Source organism: Halomonas sp. KX33721, assembly GCF_001596805.1.
In the GTDB taxonomy this organism is placed as follows: Bacteria; Pseudomonadota; Gammaproteobacteria; order Pseudomonadales; family Halomonadaceae; genus Vreelandella; species Vreelandella aquamarina.
Map to the genome: position 1 here is coordinate 121,640 of NZ_LVIA01000032.1, position 15,200 is coordinate 136,839.

Sequence of the window (15,200 nt, forward strand, 5' to 3'; positions counted from 1 at the left end):
AACCTACTAGATTCAACGAGCTTCTTTCATGTCATTAAACACGCGCCTGCTGTTTGCTCTGCTTGGTTTCCCACTGTTGGTCTACGCCGTTATGGCAATATTGCTTGTTATCCAGAGCGACCTGGGAGGACGCGACGAGCTTAAAGAGCGCTTAATCAGCGCTGGTGAGTTGATGGCTCCCAGCTTAGGCGATGCCATGGCCGACGGGGATTTACAGCGCCTTGAAAAGCTCGCTAGGCAGCTGTTGGAGCATCGCGGGCTGCGAGCCGTGACGCTGTTTGATGAACAGGGCAACCGTCTGCTGGTGCTAGGTAGCTCTATGCCACCGCCTAGACTGGATGCGCCAATGGCAACGGCCATCACCATGGAAGAGGACGCCTGGCGGCTGCGGGTGCCGCTGGGCAGCAGCGACACCCTGCGCATGACGAACGGGTGGTTAGAGGCTGAGATGGATACCCGCACCCTAACGCTTGAGCGCTATAAGCTTATTGCAAGCCTGAGCCTTGGCGGTATGTTGCTGGGGTTACTGCTATTTTTAATCGCATTTGCCATTAGCCGCTATGCTACCCGTCCAATCGAAGAGGCTAACCAGGCACTTTATCGCCTGTCGCGTGGCGACTACAGCTTGCTAATATCATCGGCCAAGCCCACCGAGCTAAAGCAGCTGGCCGATCATATCAACCGTTTAGCCGAACATTTCCAGCAGGCCCAGCGGGATATGCAGAGCCAGATTGAGCAGGCCACCAGTGAGCTGCAGGAGTCGATGGAAACCATCGAAGAGCAGAATATCAAGCTAGACCTTGCTCACCGCAGCGCGCTGCGCGCCAATGCTGTTAAATCCGAATTTCTGGCCAATATGAGCCACGAGATCCGCACACCGCTCAACGGCATTATTGGTTTTTGCCGCTTGCTGGGCCGTTCATCCCTCGACACCCGGCAAGAAGAGTGGCTGGAGCACGTTCGCCGCGCCTGCGATAACCTACTGATGCTGGTGAATGATGTCTTGGACTTCTCCAAACTGGAAGCCGACCGGCTGACTCTGGAAGAGGTCGATGTCGATATTGTTGCCCTGGTTGACGAAATTATTGGCTTGCACGCCCCTGAAGCACAGCGCAAGCAGCTGCACTTGGTCGCCATGGTATATGACGATGTGCCGACTCCCTTATGCGGCGACCCGTTACGCATTCATCAAGTGTTGAACAATCTGCTAGGCAACGCACTAAAATTTACCAACGAAGGCGAGATCATCATTCGCGTTATGCTGGATAGCCAAGAGGGTCAGCATGTCATACTGCATATTAGCGTGAGCGATACCGGCATTGGTTTAAGCGATGAGCACCAGCAGCAGCTCTTTAGCGCGTTCTCACAAGCCGAACCGAGTCACTCTCGCCAGTTCGGCGGCAGCGGTTTAGGGCTGACCATTTGCCGCCAGCTTATTCAGCGGATGGGTGGGGAGATTACGGTAGAAAGCGAACTGGGTAAGGGGTCGACTTTCTCATTTACCCTGCCTCTTCTGGCACACCAGGCGGCTGAGCGCCCGCCGGAGCTGACGCTAGATAACCCCACTATTCGCCTTCACGAAACGCACCCACCCACTCGCCATGTGCTAGAGCATTTACTAGTACGCTGGGGCGCGCGCCCAGTCTCGTTTATTAATGCCGGCAATGAATCGCTGCTGATGCTATGTCTGGCGCAGAGTGACTTTGAAGGTGATCGCAAAGCGTACTGGCAGTCCGTGATTGCGCAAACTCCCTGCCCGGTCATTATTCTGGCGAATACTACTAGCTTTGACCTACCCACGTGGGAATTTCCCTACGGCGGCGAAATGCTGTGCAAACCGTTTACTCGGACGCAGCTTGTGACCACCCTGCGTCAGTTGCTGCAACTGCAACCACTCCCCCTTGCCAGTGAAGCAGTCAGCAAACCGCCGCTTGCCCCTCGCCTAACAATTTTGATTGTCGACGATAACTCGTCAAACCGTGAACTGTTAAAAGCGATGCTGGAGAGCGATACGCTACACATTGTGCTAGCAGAAAGCGGCCAAGAAGCACTGGAGTTTGCGCGCCACCAAATTGCCGATATGGTATTGATGGATATCCGCATGCCGGGGATGGACGGCATACAGGCCACACAAGCGCTGCGGCGTATCAATAATAGCTGGGCGCGCTGCCCTATTATTGCCGTGACGGCCCATGTACTGAGCACTGAACGACAGCAGTGGCTGGCCGAAGGGCTGGATGATGTGCTGATCAAACCCATCGACGATGCCCAGCTACAACAGCTGTTGCAGCGCTTTTTAGGAATTGCACCACGAAAAGCAGCCCCTACTGAAGCAGCTTCCACTCGTCAGTCACAGGTTCCCACCGCTCCCCCTAGCTCGCTGCCAGCGGTCGATTTGATGCTAGGTGCACGCTTGGCAGGAGGCAGGGAGACCTTAGCCAAGCAGCAACTGGTACGGCTCATTGACAGCCTGCCGGAGAGCGAGCAGCAGATACGCGACGCCTTTCAGGCAGGCGATCTAACGGCGCTACTGGACTGGGTGCATGGACTAAACGGAGCCAGCCGCTACTGCGGCGCACCAGAACTAGCCCTGTTGGTGGAAACCCTAGAAACGCGCCTGCGTACCAGTGGCCTACGCCATGTAGAGGCACTGCTTGACGAGCTATACGTCGCCATGACGCGCCTTAGCCAAGAGCGAGCTTCGCTGGTGAACTAACTGCCCCATCGGGGGCAGCTGGTTAGTTCTCTAACACCACAAAGGCGACGGCGTAGTCGGCTTCATCACTCAGCGTAATATGCGCGGCGGTCGCCCCGCTGGCGGTGAACCGCCGCTGCGCTTCACCGCTCAGTTTAAGGCTGGGCTTCCCCAGGGCATCATTGATTACCTGAATATCGCCCCACTGCATCCCCTGGCGAAGCCCAAGGCCCAGGGCTTTCACAAAAGCCTCTTTCGCCGCAAAGCGCTTGGCAAGATAGGCGACTGCTTGTCCCTTCTCCTGCCACACCGCCTGTTCGTCGGGCCCTAAGATACGCTGAGCAAAGCGCGGGCCGTGACGCGTCACGGCCTGGCGAAAACGCTCAACTCGGGCAATGTCCGAGCCAATTCCCACAATCATGTTAATGGCCGCAGCAGTGGTGACTGTCGCCGTGATCGTGGTCATGCTCGTGCTCATGGGCATCAAGCGCAGCCATTAAGCCCGCTTCTTGCCCGGCAATGATTAGTCGTTTCATCTCTTGCACGGCTTCTTTCAAGCCGACAAACAGCGCACGGGCAATGATCGCGTGGCCAATGTTCAGTTCATTAACACCGGGTAGCGCCGCAATGGCTTCCACATTGTGGTAGTGCAACCCGTGACCAGCATTGACCACCAAGCCCAGAGATACGGCGTGTACCGCCGCCGCGCTGAGGCGGTCATACTCGGCGTTGGCCTCGGCACTCCCCGGTTTTGTCTCTGCATAGGCTCCGGTGTGTAACTCGATGGTAGGCGCGCCTGCGCGCTTGGCCGCATCAATTTGTGCTTCATCCGGGTCGATAAACAGCGATACATCGCAGCCAATCGCAGCGAGACGCTGGCAAGCACTGGCGATATGATCAAAACCGCCGACGATATCCAACCCGCCCTCGGTGGTCAGCTCTTCGCGCTTCTCGGGCACCAAGCACACATGGGCCGGGCGCACTTCTTCTGCCAGCGCCAGCATCTCTTCGGTGACCGCCATTTCAAGATTCATGCGCGTATTGAGCACCTCCGCCAGCAGGCGCACGTCACGAGGCTGAATATGGCGGCGGTCTTCGCGTAGGTGGACGGTAATCCCATCGGCTCCAGCTTCTTCCGCCAACAGCGCTGCCTGAACCGGGTCGGGGTAACGAGTGCCACGGGCCTGACGCAGCGTGGCAATATGGTCGATGTTAACGCCGAGTAATATCCGTGGGGGATGCATAGCGGGTCTCCAATCAATAAGCAGCGATAGGTCGTTATCGCGATCAATAGTAACGGTTGTTCACTAACGATGACGGCGGCGGGCTAAATCCAGCATCAGCTCGCGAGAACGTAATGCCGTTGGGCCAAGATGGGGGGCCAGCGCTGCCCGCATGACCGCTTTCAGAGCGCTCGCTAAGCCCGTAGGCTGCCAGTCGCCTTGCTCTATGTAGCGTAAGGTGCGACCTTCAATACCCTGTTCCGCCGCCACAAAAGCACGGCTGTCAGCATCAAAGCGATAGCGTTGGTGCGGGTCCAGCGCTCCGCCTTCAGGGGTACAAAAACGCGGCGTGGCCTCAAGCACCTCCAATAGCGCCCACTCATAGCGTCTAAGCGCCAAGCCCCGCTCCGCAGGTACCGGCAGCGCATCTAGCAAAGCACTATAAAAAGCAAAGACATCGGTGGCGACCAGTTCAAGCGGGAGTAAGCGAGTAGCAATTTCATTGGCGTAGAGACCACACAGCAGGCCTTCGCCTGCTAGCAGCGCGGTGTGACCTCGCGATTCCATCAACGTTAACCGTTTTAACTCTCGCTCTCCCCGCCATGACACAAATAGCGGGGTGAACGGCTGCAGCCGCTGGCGAGATTTAGAACCGGGCCGCTGGCCGCCGTGGGCAACCGCCCGAATGCGGCCATGGTTGAGCGTTAATAAGTCGACCAGCGCGCTGGTTTCACGATATGCCCGACGGTGCAGCAGAAACGCAGGCTCGGCGGTCATGGCGGTGCTCAATCGAGATCGTAACCCAGGCTCTTCAGTGCCCGCTCGTCATCCGACCAGCCGCGCTTCACCTTCACCCACATATTCAGCATGACCTTAGTACCCAGCGCACGCTCCATATCCAGGCGCGCTTCACGGCCAATACTCTTGATTCGGTCGCCGTTCTCGCCGATCAAAATCACTTTCTGACCTTGGCGCTCCACCAAAATCAGCGCACTGATGTGCGTGACGCGCTCGGTCTCGCGGAACTCTTCGATCTCGACCGTCATCTGGTAAGGCAGTTCGTCACCTAGCTGGCGCATGACTTTCTCACGCACCAGTTCGGCCGCCATAAAGCGCAGGCTCTTGTCGGTGATTTGATCTTCTGGGAAGAAGTGGATGCTCTCCGGCAAGTGCTTGGCGACTTCCTCCTCCAGGGTCTCTACCTGAGTGCCGTGCTTGGCGGAGATGGGCACAACGGCAGCAAACTCACGGCGTGCGCCTACCTCGGCCAGCCAAGGCAGCAGGTCGGCTTTATCCTGGAGACGATCAACCTTATTGACCGCTAGAATTACCGGCGCTTTCACATGCTCTAAACGCTTTAATACGGACTGGTCTTCGTCGGTCCAGCGAGTGCGGTCGATGATGAACACCACGCAGTCCACATCGCGAAGCGCCTGGGTCGCCGCCTGGTTCATGAAGCGGTTGATGGCCTTGTTGCGATCTTTGGACATGATGTGCATGCCCGGCGTGTCGACGTAGATAAACTGCGTCTCTTCAACGGTTTTAATGCCCATCACTTGGTGGCGGGTGGTTTGTGGCCGCCGCGAGGTAATCGAAATTTTCTGCCCCAGAATCCGATTCATGAGGGTTGATTTGCCTACGTTGGGACGGCCAACGATGGCCACGAATCCGCAGGTTAGGCTCATGATTTGTCTCCAGGGGGTTGTTCGAGATAGGACAGTGCTTCTGCCGCAGCCTGCTGTTCAGCGTGGCGGCGGCTGGGGCCTTTACCAGTGGTATGCTCGCTTAGTAGCTCGATGTAGCACTCCACGGTAAAGGTCTGGGCATGCGCCTCTCCCTTTACAGAGACCACTTCATAGCGCGGCAGCGCCGCTTGGCGCGACTGCAAAAACTCTTGTAAGCGTGTTTTAGGGTCTTTTTGGGTATCTTGCAGCGAAATATTTTCTAGACGCTCGGCATACCACGCCAGCACGCGCTCGCGTACCGCATCCATACCGGCATCCAGGTAAATCGCGCCTATCACGGCTTCCACGGCGTCTGCGAGAATTGACTCACGGCGGTGGCCGCCACTCTTCATCTCACCGGAGCCTAAACGTAAACACTCACCGAACGCCATTTCCCGCGCCAGTTCGGCGAGGGTTTGGCCTTTTACCAAGCGGGCACGCAGGCGGGAAAGCTGCCCTTCCCGCGCCTGGGGAAAGCGCTGAAACAACGCTTCGGCAATCACGAAATTGACGATAGAGTCACCTAGAAATTCCAGGCGCTCATTGTTACGACCACCGTAGCTGCGATGGGTCATGGCCAGTTCCAAAAGCGTTGGGTCGCCAAAGGTATGACCGATTCGTCGGCAAAAAGCGGTTAAGGAATTACTCACAGTGCTCCTACGTCATTGACGTTAACTAAGATAACCACACTAACGGTTTGTAAATTATGCTGCTTCATTCAATACGCCGTACGCTGGTGAAGCTGGGCAGGCCGCCATCCCAGTGCATCCAAACAGCAAACGCGCGGCCCACAATGTTATCTGCGGGCACAAAGCCCCAGTAGCGGCTGTCATTGGAATGGTCGCGGTTATCCCCCATAGTGAAGTAGTGGCCTTCAGGCACGACGACTTCGCTCATTTGCGGGCCTGGGTCACGGGGGTTGTTATAAATAAAGTGGCTGACTTCGCCTAACTGCTCTTCCAGCAGTAGCTGTTGGGGAGAGAGCTCCGGGCCCTCTTCAATCAGTACTTTGGTAACCGGCTCGCCGTTGATATAGAGCTGCTTGCCCTCATAGCGAATACGGTCGCCGGGCAGGCCCACCACGCGCTTAATAAAGTTCACCGATGGTTCTTCGGGGAAGCGGAACACCATCACATCGCCCCGCTCAGGGTCGTCTACCTCCAAAAAGCGGTTATGGACAACAGGCAGCCGAAGCCCATAGGCAAATTTATTCACTAGAATAAAGTCACCGATTTCCAGGGTAGGCTTCATGGAACCAGAGGGAATCTGAAACGGCTCTACGATAAAGCTACGCACCACCAACACGACGAGTAGCACCGGAAAAAACGAACGCGCGTAATCGACTGGCCACGGTTCTTTTAGGAGCTTTTCCCGAGTTGGCGCATCCAGGCCTTCCATGGTGGCCGTTTCAGCTTTGGCCACACGCTCACGGCGCTTTGGCCGAAGCACCAGCACATCCAGCAGATAAATGGCTCCAGAGAGTGCAACGGCAAGTACCAGTAATAGTGAAAAATCCATGTGGGGTTCGTATCCCTAGTCGTTTACCTTGAGCACAGCAAGGAAGGCATCTTGGGGAATTTCAACACGCCCCACCTGTTTCATCCGTTTCTTACCGGCTTTCTGTTTCTCTAGCAGCTTTTTCTTACGGCTAACGTCGCCGCCGTAACACTTAGCCGTGACGTTTTTACGTAGAGCCTTCACCGTAGAACGAGCAACCACCTGACCACCAATCGCTGCCTGAATCGCTACGTCAAACATCTGACGCGGAATCAGCTCTTTCATCTTTTCCACCAGCAAACGGCCGCGGGAGTGAGCATGGTCGCGGTGGATAATGACCGCCAGGGCGTCGACTTTATCGCCGTTAATCAATACATCGAGACGCACCAGTTTCGCCGCTTCAAAGCGCTCGAAGTTGTACTCCAGCGAGGCATAACCGCGAGAGATGGATTTTAAACGGTCAAAGAAGTCCATGACCACTTCCGACATGGGCAGCTCATAGGTCAGCTGAATCTGGTTACCTAAAAACTGCATGTCCAACTGGGTGCCACGACGCTGCTCGCACTCGGCGATGACGTTACCTACAAACTCCTGAGGTACCAGAATGCTGGCACGCACGATGGGCTCGCGCATCTGCTCTACATCGGCCATATCAGGCAGCTTGGAGGGGTTGGAGACGTACTGGATGTCGCCGTTCTTCATGGCGAGTTCATAGACAACCGTTGGCGCGGTGGTCAGCAGATCCAGATCGTACTCACGCTCCAAGCGCTCTTGGATGATCTCCATATGCAGCGTGCCGAGGAAGCCTACGCGGAAACCAAAGCCCAGTGCATCGGAGTTTTCCGGCTCGTACTCAAGAGAAGCATCGTTAAGGGCGAGTTTTTCCAGGGCATCGCGGAAATCTTCATAATCGTCCGCACTCACTGGGAACATACCAGCGTAAACCTGCGGCTTCACTTTCTGGAAACCTGGCAGACGCGGCACATCTGGGGTCTTGGTGTGGGTGATGGTATCGCCCACGGGTGCCCCATGAATCTCTTTGATACCGGCCACGATAAAGCCGACTTCACCGGCACGGAGGATATTGGTCTCTTTGCGCAGCGGGGTAAAAATACCCACTTCCGTGGCGTTCCAGTCGCGGCCAGTCGACTTGATGCGAATTTTGTCGCCCTTACGCAGCGTGCCGTCAAACAGGCGCACCAGCGAGACAACGCCCAGGTAGTTATCGAACCAGGAGTCGACAATCAGCGCTTGGAGAGGTGCATCGGGGTCACCCTTGGGCGGCGGAATATCGCGCACTAGGCGCTCTAGCAGCGCGTCAATGCCGATACCGCTTTTCGCTGATACCTGGCAGGCATCGGTCGCATCTAAGCCGATAATCTCCTCTACTTCCTGGGCGACCCGGTCGGGGTCGGCCTGGGGCAGATCGATTTTGTTGAGTACCGGCAGGACTTCCAGCCCTTGCTCAATAGCGGTATAGCAGTTGGCCACCGATTGCGCTTCGACCCCTTGGGCGGCATCAACCACCAGCAGCGCCCCTTCACAGGCGTACAGCGAGCGCGAGACTTCATAGGAGAAATCAACGTGCCCTGGGGTATCGATAAAGTTGAGCTGGTAGACCTGTCCATCGGCAGCGGTATAGTCCAGCGTTACCGACTGCGCCTTAATAGTAATGCCCCGCTCACGCTCGATATCCATGGAGTCGAGCACTTGCTCCTTCAGCTCACGTTCCGTCAAACCGCCACAGGTTTGAATCAGACGATCAGAGAGCGTCGATTTACCGTGGTCGATATGCGCGATGATGGAGAAATTGCGAATATGCTTGAGCTTTCCGCTGGAAACGTCATGAGACATCGAGTGTGTTCTGCCTTATTGGTACGCAAGCGTGGGGGTGCGGCGCTAGGCCGAAGGGCAAAAAAATCGAGGACCGCACCACTGCATTGCCAAAGTTCGTCAAAAGATAAGTGCTATTGTAGCGATATGCGGGGGATAGGAACAGCAGTCCGGCGAGAACCGCCGGACTGGAGTAAAGACAAGGAGGGGTTATTCGAGTCTTAATGCCACAAACAACGAACGACCATCACGGTATAGCCGCACAGGAATAGCACGGTCATTGGGCAGCTCTTCTACAATGCGCATTAGCTCGTCTGCCGACGCCACGCTGCGGTGATCAATACTCACCAGAATATCGCCAGCGCGCAGGCCCGCCTGGGCAGCCACACTATTAGGCTCTACCTGACTGACTACAACGCCGCCATTGATGTTCAGCCGCTCCCGCATTGCTTGATCCACTTCAGCAACTGCGACACCTAGGCGTACTTGGCTATCGCTATTGGCTGCCGATGTTGCTTCGTTCATATCGGGCCAGCTGCCCAGCTCTACCGTTTCTGAGACTTGCTCGCCATCACGCATTAGCGTTAGTTCGACATCATTGCCAGGTGCTACGCGACCAATTAAGCGAGGCAGCGTGCTTGAACGGTCAACCTCTTCGCCATTCACTTCGATAATGACATCTCCCGCTTGCAGGCCACCCTGGGCCGCAGGGCCTTCTGGATCAAGGTCGGCGATCAGTGCGCCAATGGCTTTGCTCATGCCAAAAGACTCAGCCAGATCTTGAGATACCGGCTGGATCATGACACCCAGCCAACCACGATTAACGTGGCCATCTTCACGAAGCTGATCGGCGACATCCATAGCAACGTTAATCGGAATAGCGAACGAAAGCCCCATAAAGCCACCGCTGCGGGTAAAGATCTGCGAGTTAATACCCACGACCTCCCCCTGTAAATTAAACAGCGGTCCACCGGAGTTGCCAGGGTTAATCGCTACATCGGTTTGAATAAACGGTACGTAGGCATCACGGGGTAGCGTGCGGTTAATCGCGCTAACGATGCCTGCCGTCACCGAGTGATCAAACCCAAACGGTGAACCAATGGCAGCGACCCACTCGCCTACTTTCAGTTCGTCAGAGTCGCCAAGATTAAGCACTGGCAGATTGTTAGCATCAATTTTCAGGAGTGCCACATCAGTTTGAGTATCGCTACCGATCAGCTCAGCCGACAATTCGCGCCGGTCGTTCAAGCGCACCAGGATTTCGTCGGCATCCTGCACCACATGGGCGTTTGTCATGACATAGCCATCAGCGCTGATAATAAAGCCAGAGCCTAACGATTGGCGCTCCTCACCGCCTCCCCCGCTACTGCCTGGGGGTGTCGGAAAACTATCGCCAAAGAAGTGACGGAAGATTTCAGGGATTTCCTGGCCGCCAAACCCTTGAATGGCCGGGCTACGCTGAACCGTTCGACTGGTGGAGATATTCACAACGCCCGGTGCAGCATCTTCCACCAATTCAGTGAAATCGGGCAGCGTTTGCGCATAGGCGTTCTGGCCTATAAAAAACATCGCGACTAAGCATAGCCATAGTGTCGAGGGAAGAACCAAGCGCTTCATGCAACAGCTCCTAGTAAAGCAGATACGAAACGAAGGGAGTGCAACTCTTAGCGAGCTACGGAACAACTAACTGACCAAGCGCGGCCGGAAGCGTTCCATCCGCCCACGCATTAGATATTTAAGGACAATAACACCGCATATCAATGCACTAAAGAAAAGCGCTGCGCTTAACCATTCATTAATGCCTAGCAGCGAGGCGCCTCCAGAGACTAACAACGCCGCCAAGAGTGGCAACGCGTAAACCAGAAGCGCTAAATAGCTGAGATCGTGTTTAGGTAGTGCAATGGTAACTTGGCTACCAAGAGGGTAAGCAGACGCACCGCTAGCGACGCGCGCCTTAGGATACACAGTGATGTGCTGCTGTTGGCGCCGCGCTAACAGCCCCATACCACAACCACGCCCTTCAGCACACTGCTGGCAGGCAGCGTTAAGCGACACATCAACGGTCAATCCATCACCCGTATAGCCAACGACGATACCCGTTCTTAAAAGCGATGCGCAGGCGGCATAAGGGGTAGACATGGCTATGGCTCAATACGAACAGATTGCACAATACGCTGCAGCATATCCGAAGGAAGCTCCCCAATGGCTATCAATTGCCAGCGTTGATCACCCTCAGACACCAGCGCCACTGCTGCTGTTGAAACACCTAGCGGGTGAATGCCTTCTTTCAACACGCTCTGCTCAATAGGGTTAACGAAAAGGCTGACTGCGGCCAACCCATCGCTATATACCCGCTGGTTGCTGACAGGCTGCCCTGGATCTTGCGGCTGAGCAACAAACCCCTCTGGCAACCACTCTGCGTGCCAAGAGTGATCGACTTGTTCGGCGCTCACGTCATCGGCGACGCCGCCATCATAAAGTTTAGGAGAGTGAAGCTGGGTAATTTGAAAGGTTTCCAGCACACGTTCTTGCCGGTCACTCATAACATGCTTAAGTAACAGCCCGGTCTCTTTATCAACCCACCATGCATGATAGTAGCGCTGCTGATCCCGGGGTGAAAAACGCAGTTGCACTGCATCGCGCCCTGCTACTCGGGCATCTTCTTGAAGGGAAATATCGTAATAGGAAGTCACATGTTGCGCCCAAGCTTCAGAGGCTTTTAAGCCACTGTTCACTTCTGGCGTAAAGCGCGCCATATAGCCAGCAATAGAGCGTCGCTCGATACTTACCGATGGCCCATCAAGATGTTGTACGACCTGCTGGCGAACACCTTCACGAATGCGGTGGGAAAGTGCAAGCGTACGTACACCCAAGGCATCGATAGCGACTGCCCGGGCCTGAAAGTCATAACAGTGGCCCGCAACCAGTGCTAACTCAAGCCATGCTTGCGTGGTTGCTGGTGTTTGCTGTTCAGCAACCTCGGCACAGGAGAGCGCCGTAGGGGTATCAGCAGTAACAAATGAGGAATGCAGGCTGGCACTCAACAGGCTTAACGTTAATGCAAGCCGGCCTCCCCATAAAGCACATCTGGCAGTCACCATACCAATCTATCAGCCCCTTACTCAGCGATCACGTTGTCCGGCGACCCGCCTTGCTTAACGCTGACCCAGTGGTTCTGTCACTGCTGAGCGCATCAGCGGCATCCAGCTGTCACCACCGCCCGTTGCAGCACCCTGCGCATGTTGCTCTAGGTAGGACTGAAGCATGCGCAATTGATCAACATCAATCGTCGTCGCTTGCTGTGCCATCATGCCTTGCGGAGCAACGGGGGCAGAAAACCCAGCTTCGCTAATATTCATTAAGCCGCTGTTGCCCGACTGACCATTAATGCGAAATGGTGTAGGTTCAAACATAGGCATGTCGGAAGCCGTCATAGCGGCAGATTGTGATGCTGCCAAATTTACCGGCTGCACCTGAGCTCCAGCGCCATTCTGCGAAGCCACTGTATTACTCGCGGGCTGAGCACCACCGGTAGAGGCGCTACCATTAAAGAATTGAACGCCCGTAATGACCATCAACGACACCGCAGCAGCGACACCGGCACCACGAGCAAACGATATACCACCTGCTCGTACAGGTGAGGCTGCGCTATCGCCCCCCATAACAGGCGCTGGTTCTTCACGCAGGCGAGCCATAATGCCAGCAGAAAGGTCTACGCTAACGTCCACCCCACGCTCACGCTGCATCATGCTGCGCGCTAAGTGATAGCGACGCCACGTTTCTGCCGCGTCGGCATCATCGGGCAGTGATTTCAACACCCGGCGCAATTCAAGCTCGTCACTTTCACTGTCCATGAATGCTGAAAGTGATTCCCGTGTGCTTTGACTCATACTTCACACCCTCACACTGTGTTAGAAGAAGCTCAGCGGCAACACGGCTAGTGCGTGTTTTAACCGCAAAACCTCGCAGGCCAAGACCCTATTACAAATCACCGTTTGCATAATGCTAATCACTGGCAGGCAGATAGCATTACGGTAGCTGTCGACGGCTCAACTCGTTAAAGCTAGATAACCTGTATGACGCCTCACTTGCCAGACAGTTCACAAAAAAAGCAAAAACGTAAATGACTGTGACCAAAGCACTACTTTGATTAGTCAGCGGCTTAGTCATCGCGGCTGTTACGCGCCGTAGTGACTAGCGGACGAATATGCTCATCAACCGCTTCCCGAGCGCGAAAAATTCGCGAGCGGACGGTGCCCACCGGACACTGCATCACTTGGGCAATATCCTCGTAGGCTAAGCCGTCCAGCTCACGCAGCGTAATAGCGGTGCGTAAATCATCTGGCAGTTTCTCAATCGCTTCATATACCGCCGCCTCAAGTTGATCCCGAGCAATAGATGCTTCTGGCGACTCTGAGTCCGCCAAGCGACCACTCTGATCAAGAATTTCAGCGTCGACAATATCTAAATCGCTACCTGGCGGCCGACGTCCACGAGATACCAAGTGGTTTTTCGCCGTGTTAATCGCAATGCGATACATCCAGGTGTAAAACGCGCTCTCTGCGCGAAATTTACCCAGCGCACGATAAGCCTTGATAAAAGCTTCCTGCGCTACGTCCTGCACTTCTGCATGGTCGTGGACGTAGCGTCCAATCAAGCCAATGATTTTATGCTGATATTTTTTCACCAGCAGATCAAAAGCGCGTGTATCGCCTTTCTGAGCACGTTCAACCAACTGTTGGTCTGTTTCACGAGTGCCCATTCACACGCTCCTTCTGCTCGAACGTTTTTACGTCGAGCTTTGTGTCTTTTTCGTCCTGTAAGCCGGGCCTTCACAGCAAGCAGCATAGCGTCCCTTGGGCATAAGTTAATCATCATGGAGGAAATTAACAGGCAAAGCTCCACCTGCCCCCTTGGTTATGTTGCACGCGTTGAATTGCTAAACACCAATATCGTCTAGTGTTACGCGTTCTTAGCAGCGCATCAAGCGCTTGCCCCCTCTAGTTAAAACCCTGAGGCTGACATTTTTCCTTAATGCAAAGTTCCGTAACAATTGATTTTTACCACCGTGACGCGCCATAGTAGTGGCCACTTTTAGCCCATCGCGAACGCACAGGTAGCAAGATGTCAGATCAACAGGTTAGTAACCTTAACGTCCTTGCACAGGATGTTCTTACCACCCCAGAAGCACTGAAAAACGCTATCCCCTTAACGGAAAGCGCCGAGCGTTCGGTTATCGAAGGCCGTCAGACCATCCAAAACATTCTAGATGGCAAAGATCCGCGTTTGCTCGTGGTCGTTGGCCCCTGCTCTATTCACGACGTTGAAGCAGCGCTTGATTATGCCCACCGCCTGCGCACTCTGGCTGATCAAGTGAGCGACAGCCTCTATATCGTGATGCGTGTCTATTTCGAAAAGCCGCGGACGACCGTGGGCTGGAAAGGGTTAATTAACGACCCGCACCTGAACGACTCTTTCGAAATTGACGAAGGCCTGCACATTGCCCGCAAACTGCTGGTCGATTTAGCCGAAATGGGTCTGCCGCTAGCTACTGAAGCGCTTGACCCCATCTCTCCGCAGTACCTGCAGGACTGCATTAGCTGGTCAGCCATTGGTGCCCGCACCACCGAGTCACAGACTCACCGTGAAATGGCCTCCGGCCTCTCCTGCCCGGTTGGCTTTAAAAACGGCACCGATGGTAGTCTGGATGTGGCGATTAACGCACTGCAATCTGTCGCTAACCCGCACAACTTCCTGGGCATCAACCAGGCAGGCCAAGTGGCGATTATCCGCACCCGCGGCAACGCCTATGGCCACGTGGTCCTGCGCGGCGGCAATGGTAAGCCCAACTATGATAGCGTGAGTGTTGCCCTGGCAGAGAAAGAGCTTAAAAAATCTAATCTCTCTGCCAACATTATGATCGACTGCTCACACGCAAACTCGAACAAAGATGCCGCGCTGCAGCCACTGGTACTGGAAAACGTGACCAACCAGATTCTCGAAGGCAATACCTCGATTATCGGCCTGATGGTGGAATCCAACATTGGCTGGGGCAATCAAAAAGTGCCTGCAGACTTAAGCCAGCTGCAGTACGGCGTATCGATCACCGATGCCTGCATCGACTGGGACACCACAGTGGAAACGTTCACCCGTATGAACGAGAAACTAGCATCGGTACTGGCGAAACGCATCGCGTAACGAGCCACCGCTCTCAAAAACGTCCCGCTG

14 protein-coding genes are annotated in these 15,200 nt (G+C 55.1%); 2 read left to right on the forward strand and 12 right to left on the reverse strand.

Going from position 1 to position 15,200, the window contains the following annotated elements; translation table 11 throughout:
* The first annotated feature begins 28 nt into the window (after window positions 1–28).
* Entirely contained in the window at window positions 29–2,716 is a 2,688-nt protein-coding gene (locus tag A3220_RS12575; RefSeq protein WP_062375115.1) for an ATP-binding protein, read from the forward strand.
* Window positions 2,717–2,738: 22 nt separating this feature from the next.
* Here the strand turns inward: A3220_RS12575 and acpS are convergent, their stop codons facing one another.
* The 12 genes from acpS to rpoE form a co-directional block, all read right to left on the reverse strand.
* Window positions 2,739–3,116, reverse strand: coding sequence for a holo-ACP synthase (gene acpS / locus A3220_RS12580; RefSeq protein WP_062375143.1), 378 nt, complete (start codon window positions 3,114–3,116; stop codon window positions 2,739–2,741).
* A gap of 1 nt (window position 3,117) precedes the next feature.
* A complete protein-coding gene (gene pdxJ / locus A3220_RS12585; protein WP_062375117.1) occupies window positions 3,118–3,939 on the reverse strand; it encodes a pyridoxine 5'-phosphate synthase in 822 nt (273 codons plus the stop codon).
* 63 nt (window positions 3,940–4,002) lie between these two features.
* Window positions 4,003–4,695, reverse strand: a complete 693-nt coding sequence (recO, locus tag A3220_RS12590) for a DNA repair protein RecO (protein WP_058578052.1) — start codon at window positions 4,693–4,695, stop codon at window positions 4,003–4,005.
* Between the two features lie 8 nt (window positions 4,696–4,703).
* On the reverse strand, window positions 4,704–5,603 hold the full coding sequence (era, locus tag A3220_RS12595) for a GTPase Era (RefSeq protein WP_062375119.1): 900 nt from the start codon (window positions 5,601–5,603) through the stop codon (window positions 4,704–4,706).
* Window positions 5,600–6,292: a ribonuclease III gene (gene rnc / locus A3220_RS12600; RefSeq protein WP_058578050.1), complete on the reverse strand. Its 693-nt coding sequence runs from the start codon at window positions 6,290–6,292 to the stop codon at window positions 5,600–5,602. Before rnc ends, era begins: the two co-directional genes overlap by 4 nt.
* 64 nt (window positions 6,293–6,356) lie before the next feature.
* Window positions 6,357–7,160: a signal peptidase I gene (gene lepB / locus A3220_RS12605; protein ID WP_044628376.1), complete on the reverse strand. Its 804-nt coding sequence runs from the start codon at window positions 7,158–7,160 to the stop codon at window positions 6,357–6,359.
* A 15-nt stretch (window positions 7,161–7,175) separates the two neighbouring features.
* Window positions 7,176–8,993 carry a translation elongation factor 4 gene (gene lepA, locus A3220_RS12610; protein ID WP_044628377.1) on the reverse strand — a complete coding sequence of 606 codons (1,818 nt, stop codon included), beginning with the start codon at window positions 8,991–8,993 and terminating at the stop codon, window positions 7,176–7,178.
* 189 nt (window positions 8,994–9,182) lie between these two features.
* On the reverse strand, window positions 9,183–10,589 hold the full coding sequence (locus A3220_RS12615; protein WP_044628378.1) for a DegQ family serine endoprotease: 1,407 nt from the start codon (window positions 10,587–10,589) through the stop codon (window positions 9,183–9,185).
* 66 nt (window positions 10,590–10,655) lie between these two features.
* Complete coding sequence (locus A3220_RS12620; protein ID WP_062375121.1) at window positions 10,656–11,111, reverse strand: SoxR reducing system RseC family protein; 456 nt, start codon at window positions 11,109–11,111, stop codon at window positions 10,656–10,658.
* A gap of 2 nt (window positions 11,112–11,113) precedes the next feature.
* Window positions 11,114–12,016 (reverse strand): MucB/RseB C-terminal domain-containing protein, encoded by a 903-nt coding sequence (locus A3220_RS12625; RefSeq protein ID WP_252860470.1) that lies wholly within the window; start codon window positions 12,014–12,016, stop codon window positions 11,114–11,116.
* Between the two features lie 111 nt (window positions 12,017–12,127).
* Window positions 12,128–12,862 (reverse strand): sigma-E factor negative regulatory protein, encoded by a 735-nt coding sequence (locus tag A3220_RS12630; RefSeq protein ID WP_062375124.1) that lies wholly within the window; start codon window positions 12,860–12,862, stop codon window positions 12,128–12,130.
* A gap of 272 nt (window positions 12,863–13,134) precedes the next feature.
* Window positions 13,135–13,734, reverse strand: a complete 600-nt coding sequence (rpoE, locus tag A3220_RS12635; RefSeq protein ID WP_044628382.1) for an RNA polymerase sigma factor RpoE — start codon at window positions 13,732–13,734, stop codon at window positions 13,135–13,137.
* Between the two features lie 362 nt (window positions 13,735–14,096).
* Between rpoE and A3220_RS12640 the strand changes: the two genes are divergently transcribed.
* Window positions 14,097–15,170, forward strand: coding sequence for a 3-deoxy-7-phosphoheptulonate synthase (locus A3220_RS12640; protein ID WP_062375126.1), 1,074 nt, complete (start codon window positions 14,097–14,099; stop codon window positions 15,168–15,170).
* Window positions 15,171–15,200 lie beyond the last annotated feature (30 nt).

Excerpts from the sequence above, each read along its gene's own strand:
- lepA (WP_044628377.1), bottom strand. The coding sequence starts at position 8,993 with ATGTCTCATGACGTTTCCAGCGGAAAGCTCAAGCATATTCGCAATTTC.
- recO (WP_058578052.1), bottom strand. The coding sequence starts at position 4,695 with ATGACCGCCGAGCCTGCGTTTCTGCTGCACCGTCGGGCATATCGTGAA.
- acpS (WP_062375143.1), bottom strand. The coding sequence starts at position 3,116 with ATGATTGTGGGAATTGGCTCGGACATTGCCCGAGTTGAGCGTTTTCGC.
- pdxJ (WP_062375117.1), bottom strand. The coding sequence starts at position 3,939 with ATGCATCCCCCACGGATATTACTCGGCGTTAACATCGACCATATTGCC.
- A3220_RS12630 (WP_062375124.1), bottom strand. The coding sequence starts at position 12,862 with ATGAGTCAAAGCACACGGGAATCACTTTCAGCATTCATGGACAGTGAA.
- A3220_RS12620 (WP_062375121.1), bottom strand. The coding sequence starts at position 11,111 with ATGTCTACCCCTTATGCCGCCTGCGCATCGCTTTTAAGAACGGGTATC.
- A3220_RS12640 (WP_062375126.1), top strand. The coding sequence starts at position 14,097 with ATGTCAGATCAACAGGTTAGTAACCTTAACGTCCTTGCACAGGATGTT.
- lepB (WP_044628376.1), bottom strand. The coding sequence starts at position 7,160 with ATGGATTTTTCACTATTACTGGTACTTGCCGTTGCACTCTCTGGAGCC.
- A3220_RS12615 (WP_044628378.1), bottom strand. The coding sequence starts at position 10,589 with ATGAAGCGCTTGGTTCTTCCCTCGACACTATGGCTATGCTTAGTCGCG.
- era (WP_062375119.1), bottom strand. The coding sequence starts at position 5,603 with ATGAGCCTAACCTGCGGATTCGTGGCCATCGTTGGCCGTCCCAACGTA.
- rpoE (WP_044628382.1), bottom strand. The coding sequence starts at position 13,734 with ATGGGCACTCGTGAAACAGACCAACAGTTGGTTGAACGTGCTCAGAAA.
- A3220_RS12575 (WP_062375115.1), top strand. The coding sequence starts at position 29 with ATGTCATTAAACACGCGCCTGCTGTTTGCTCTGCTTGGTTTCCCACTG.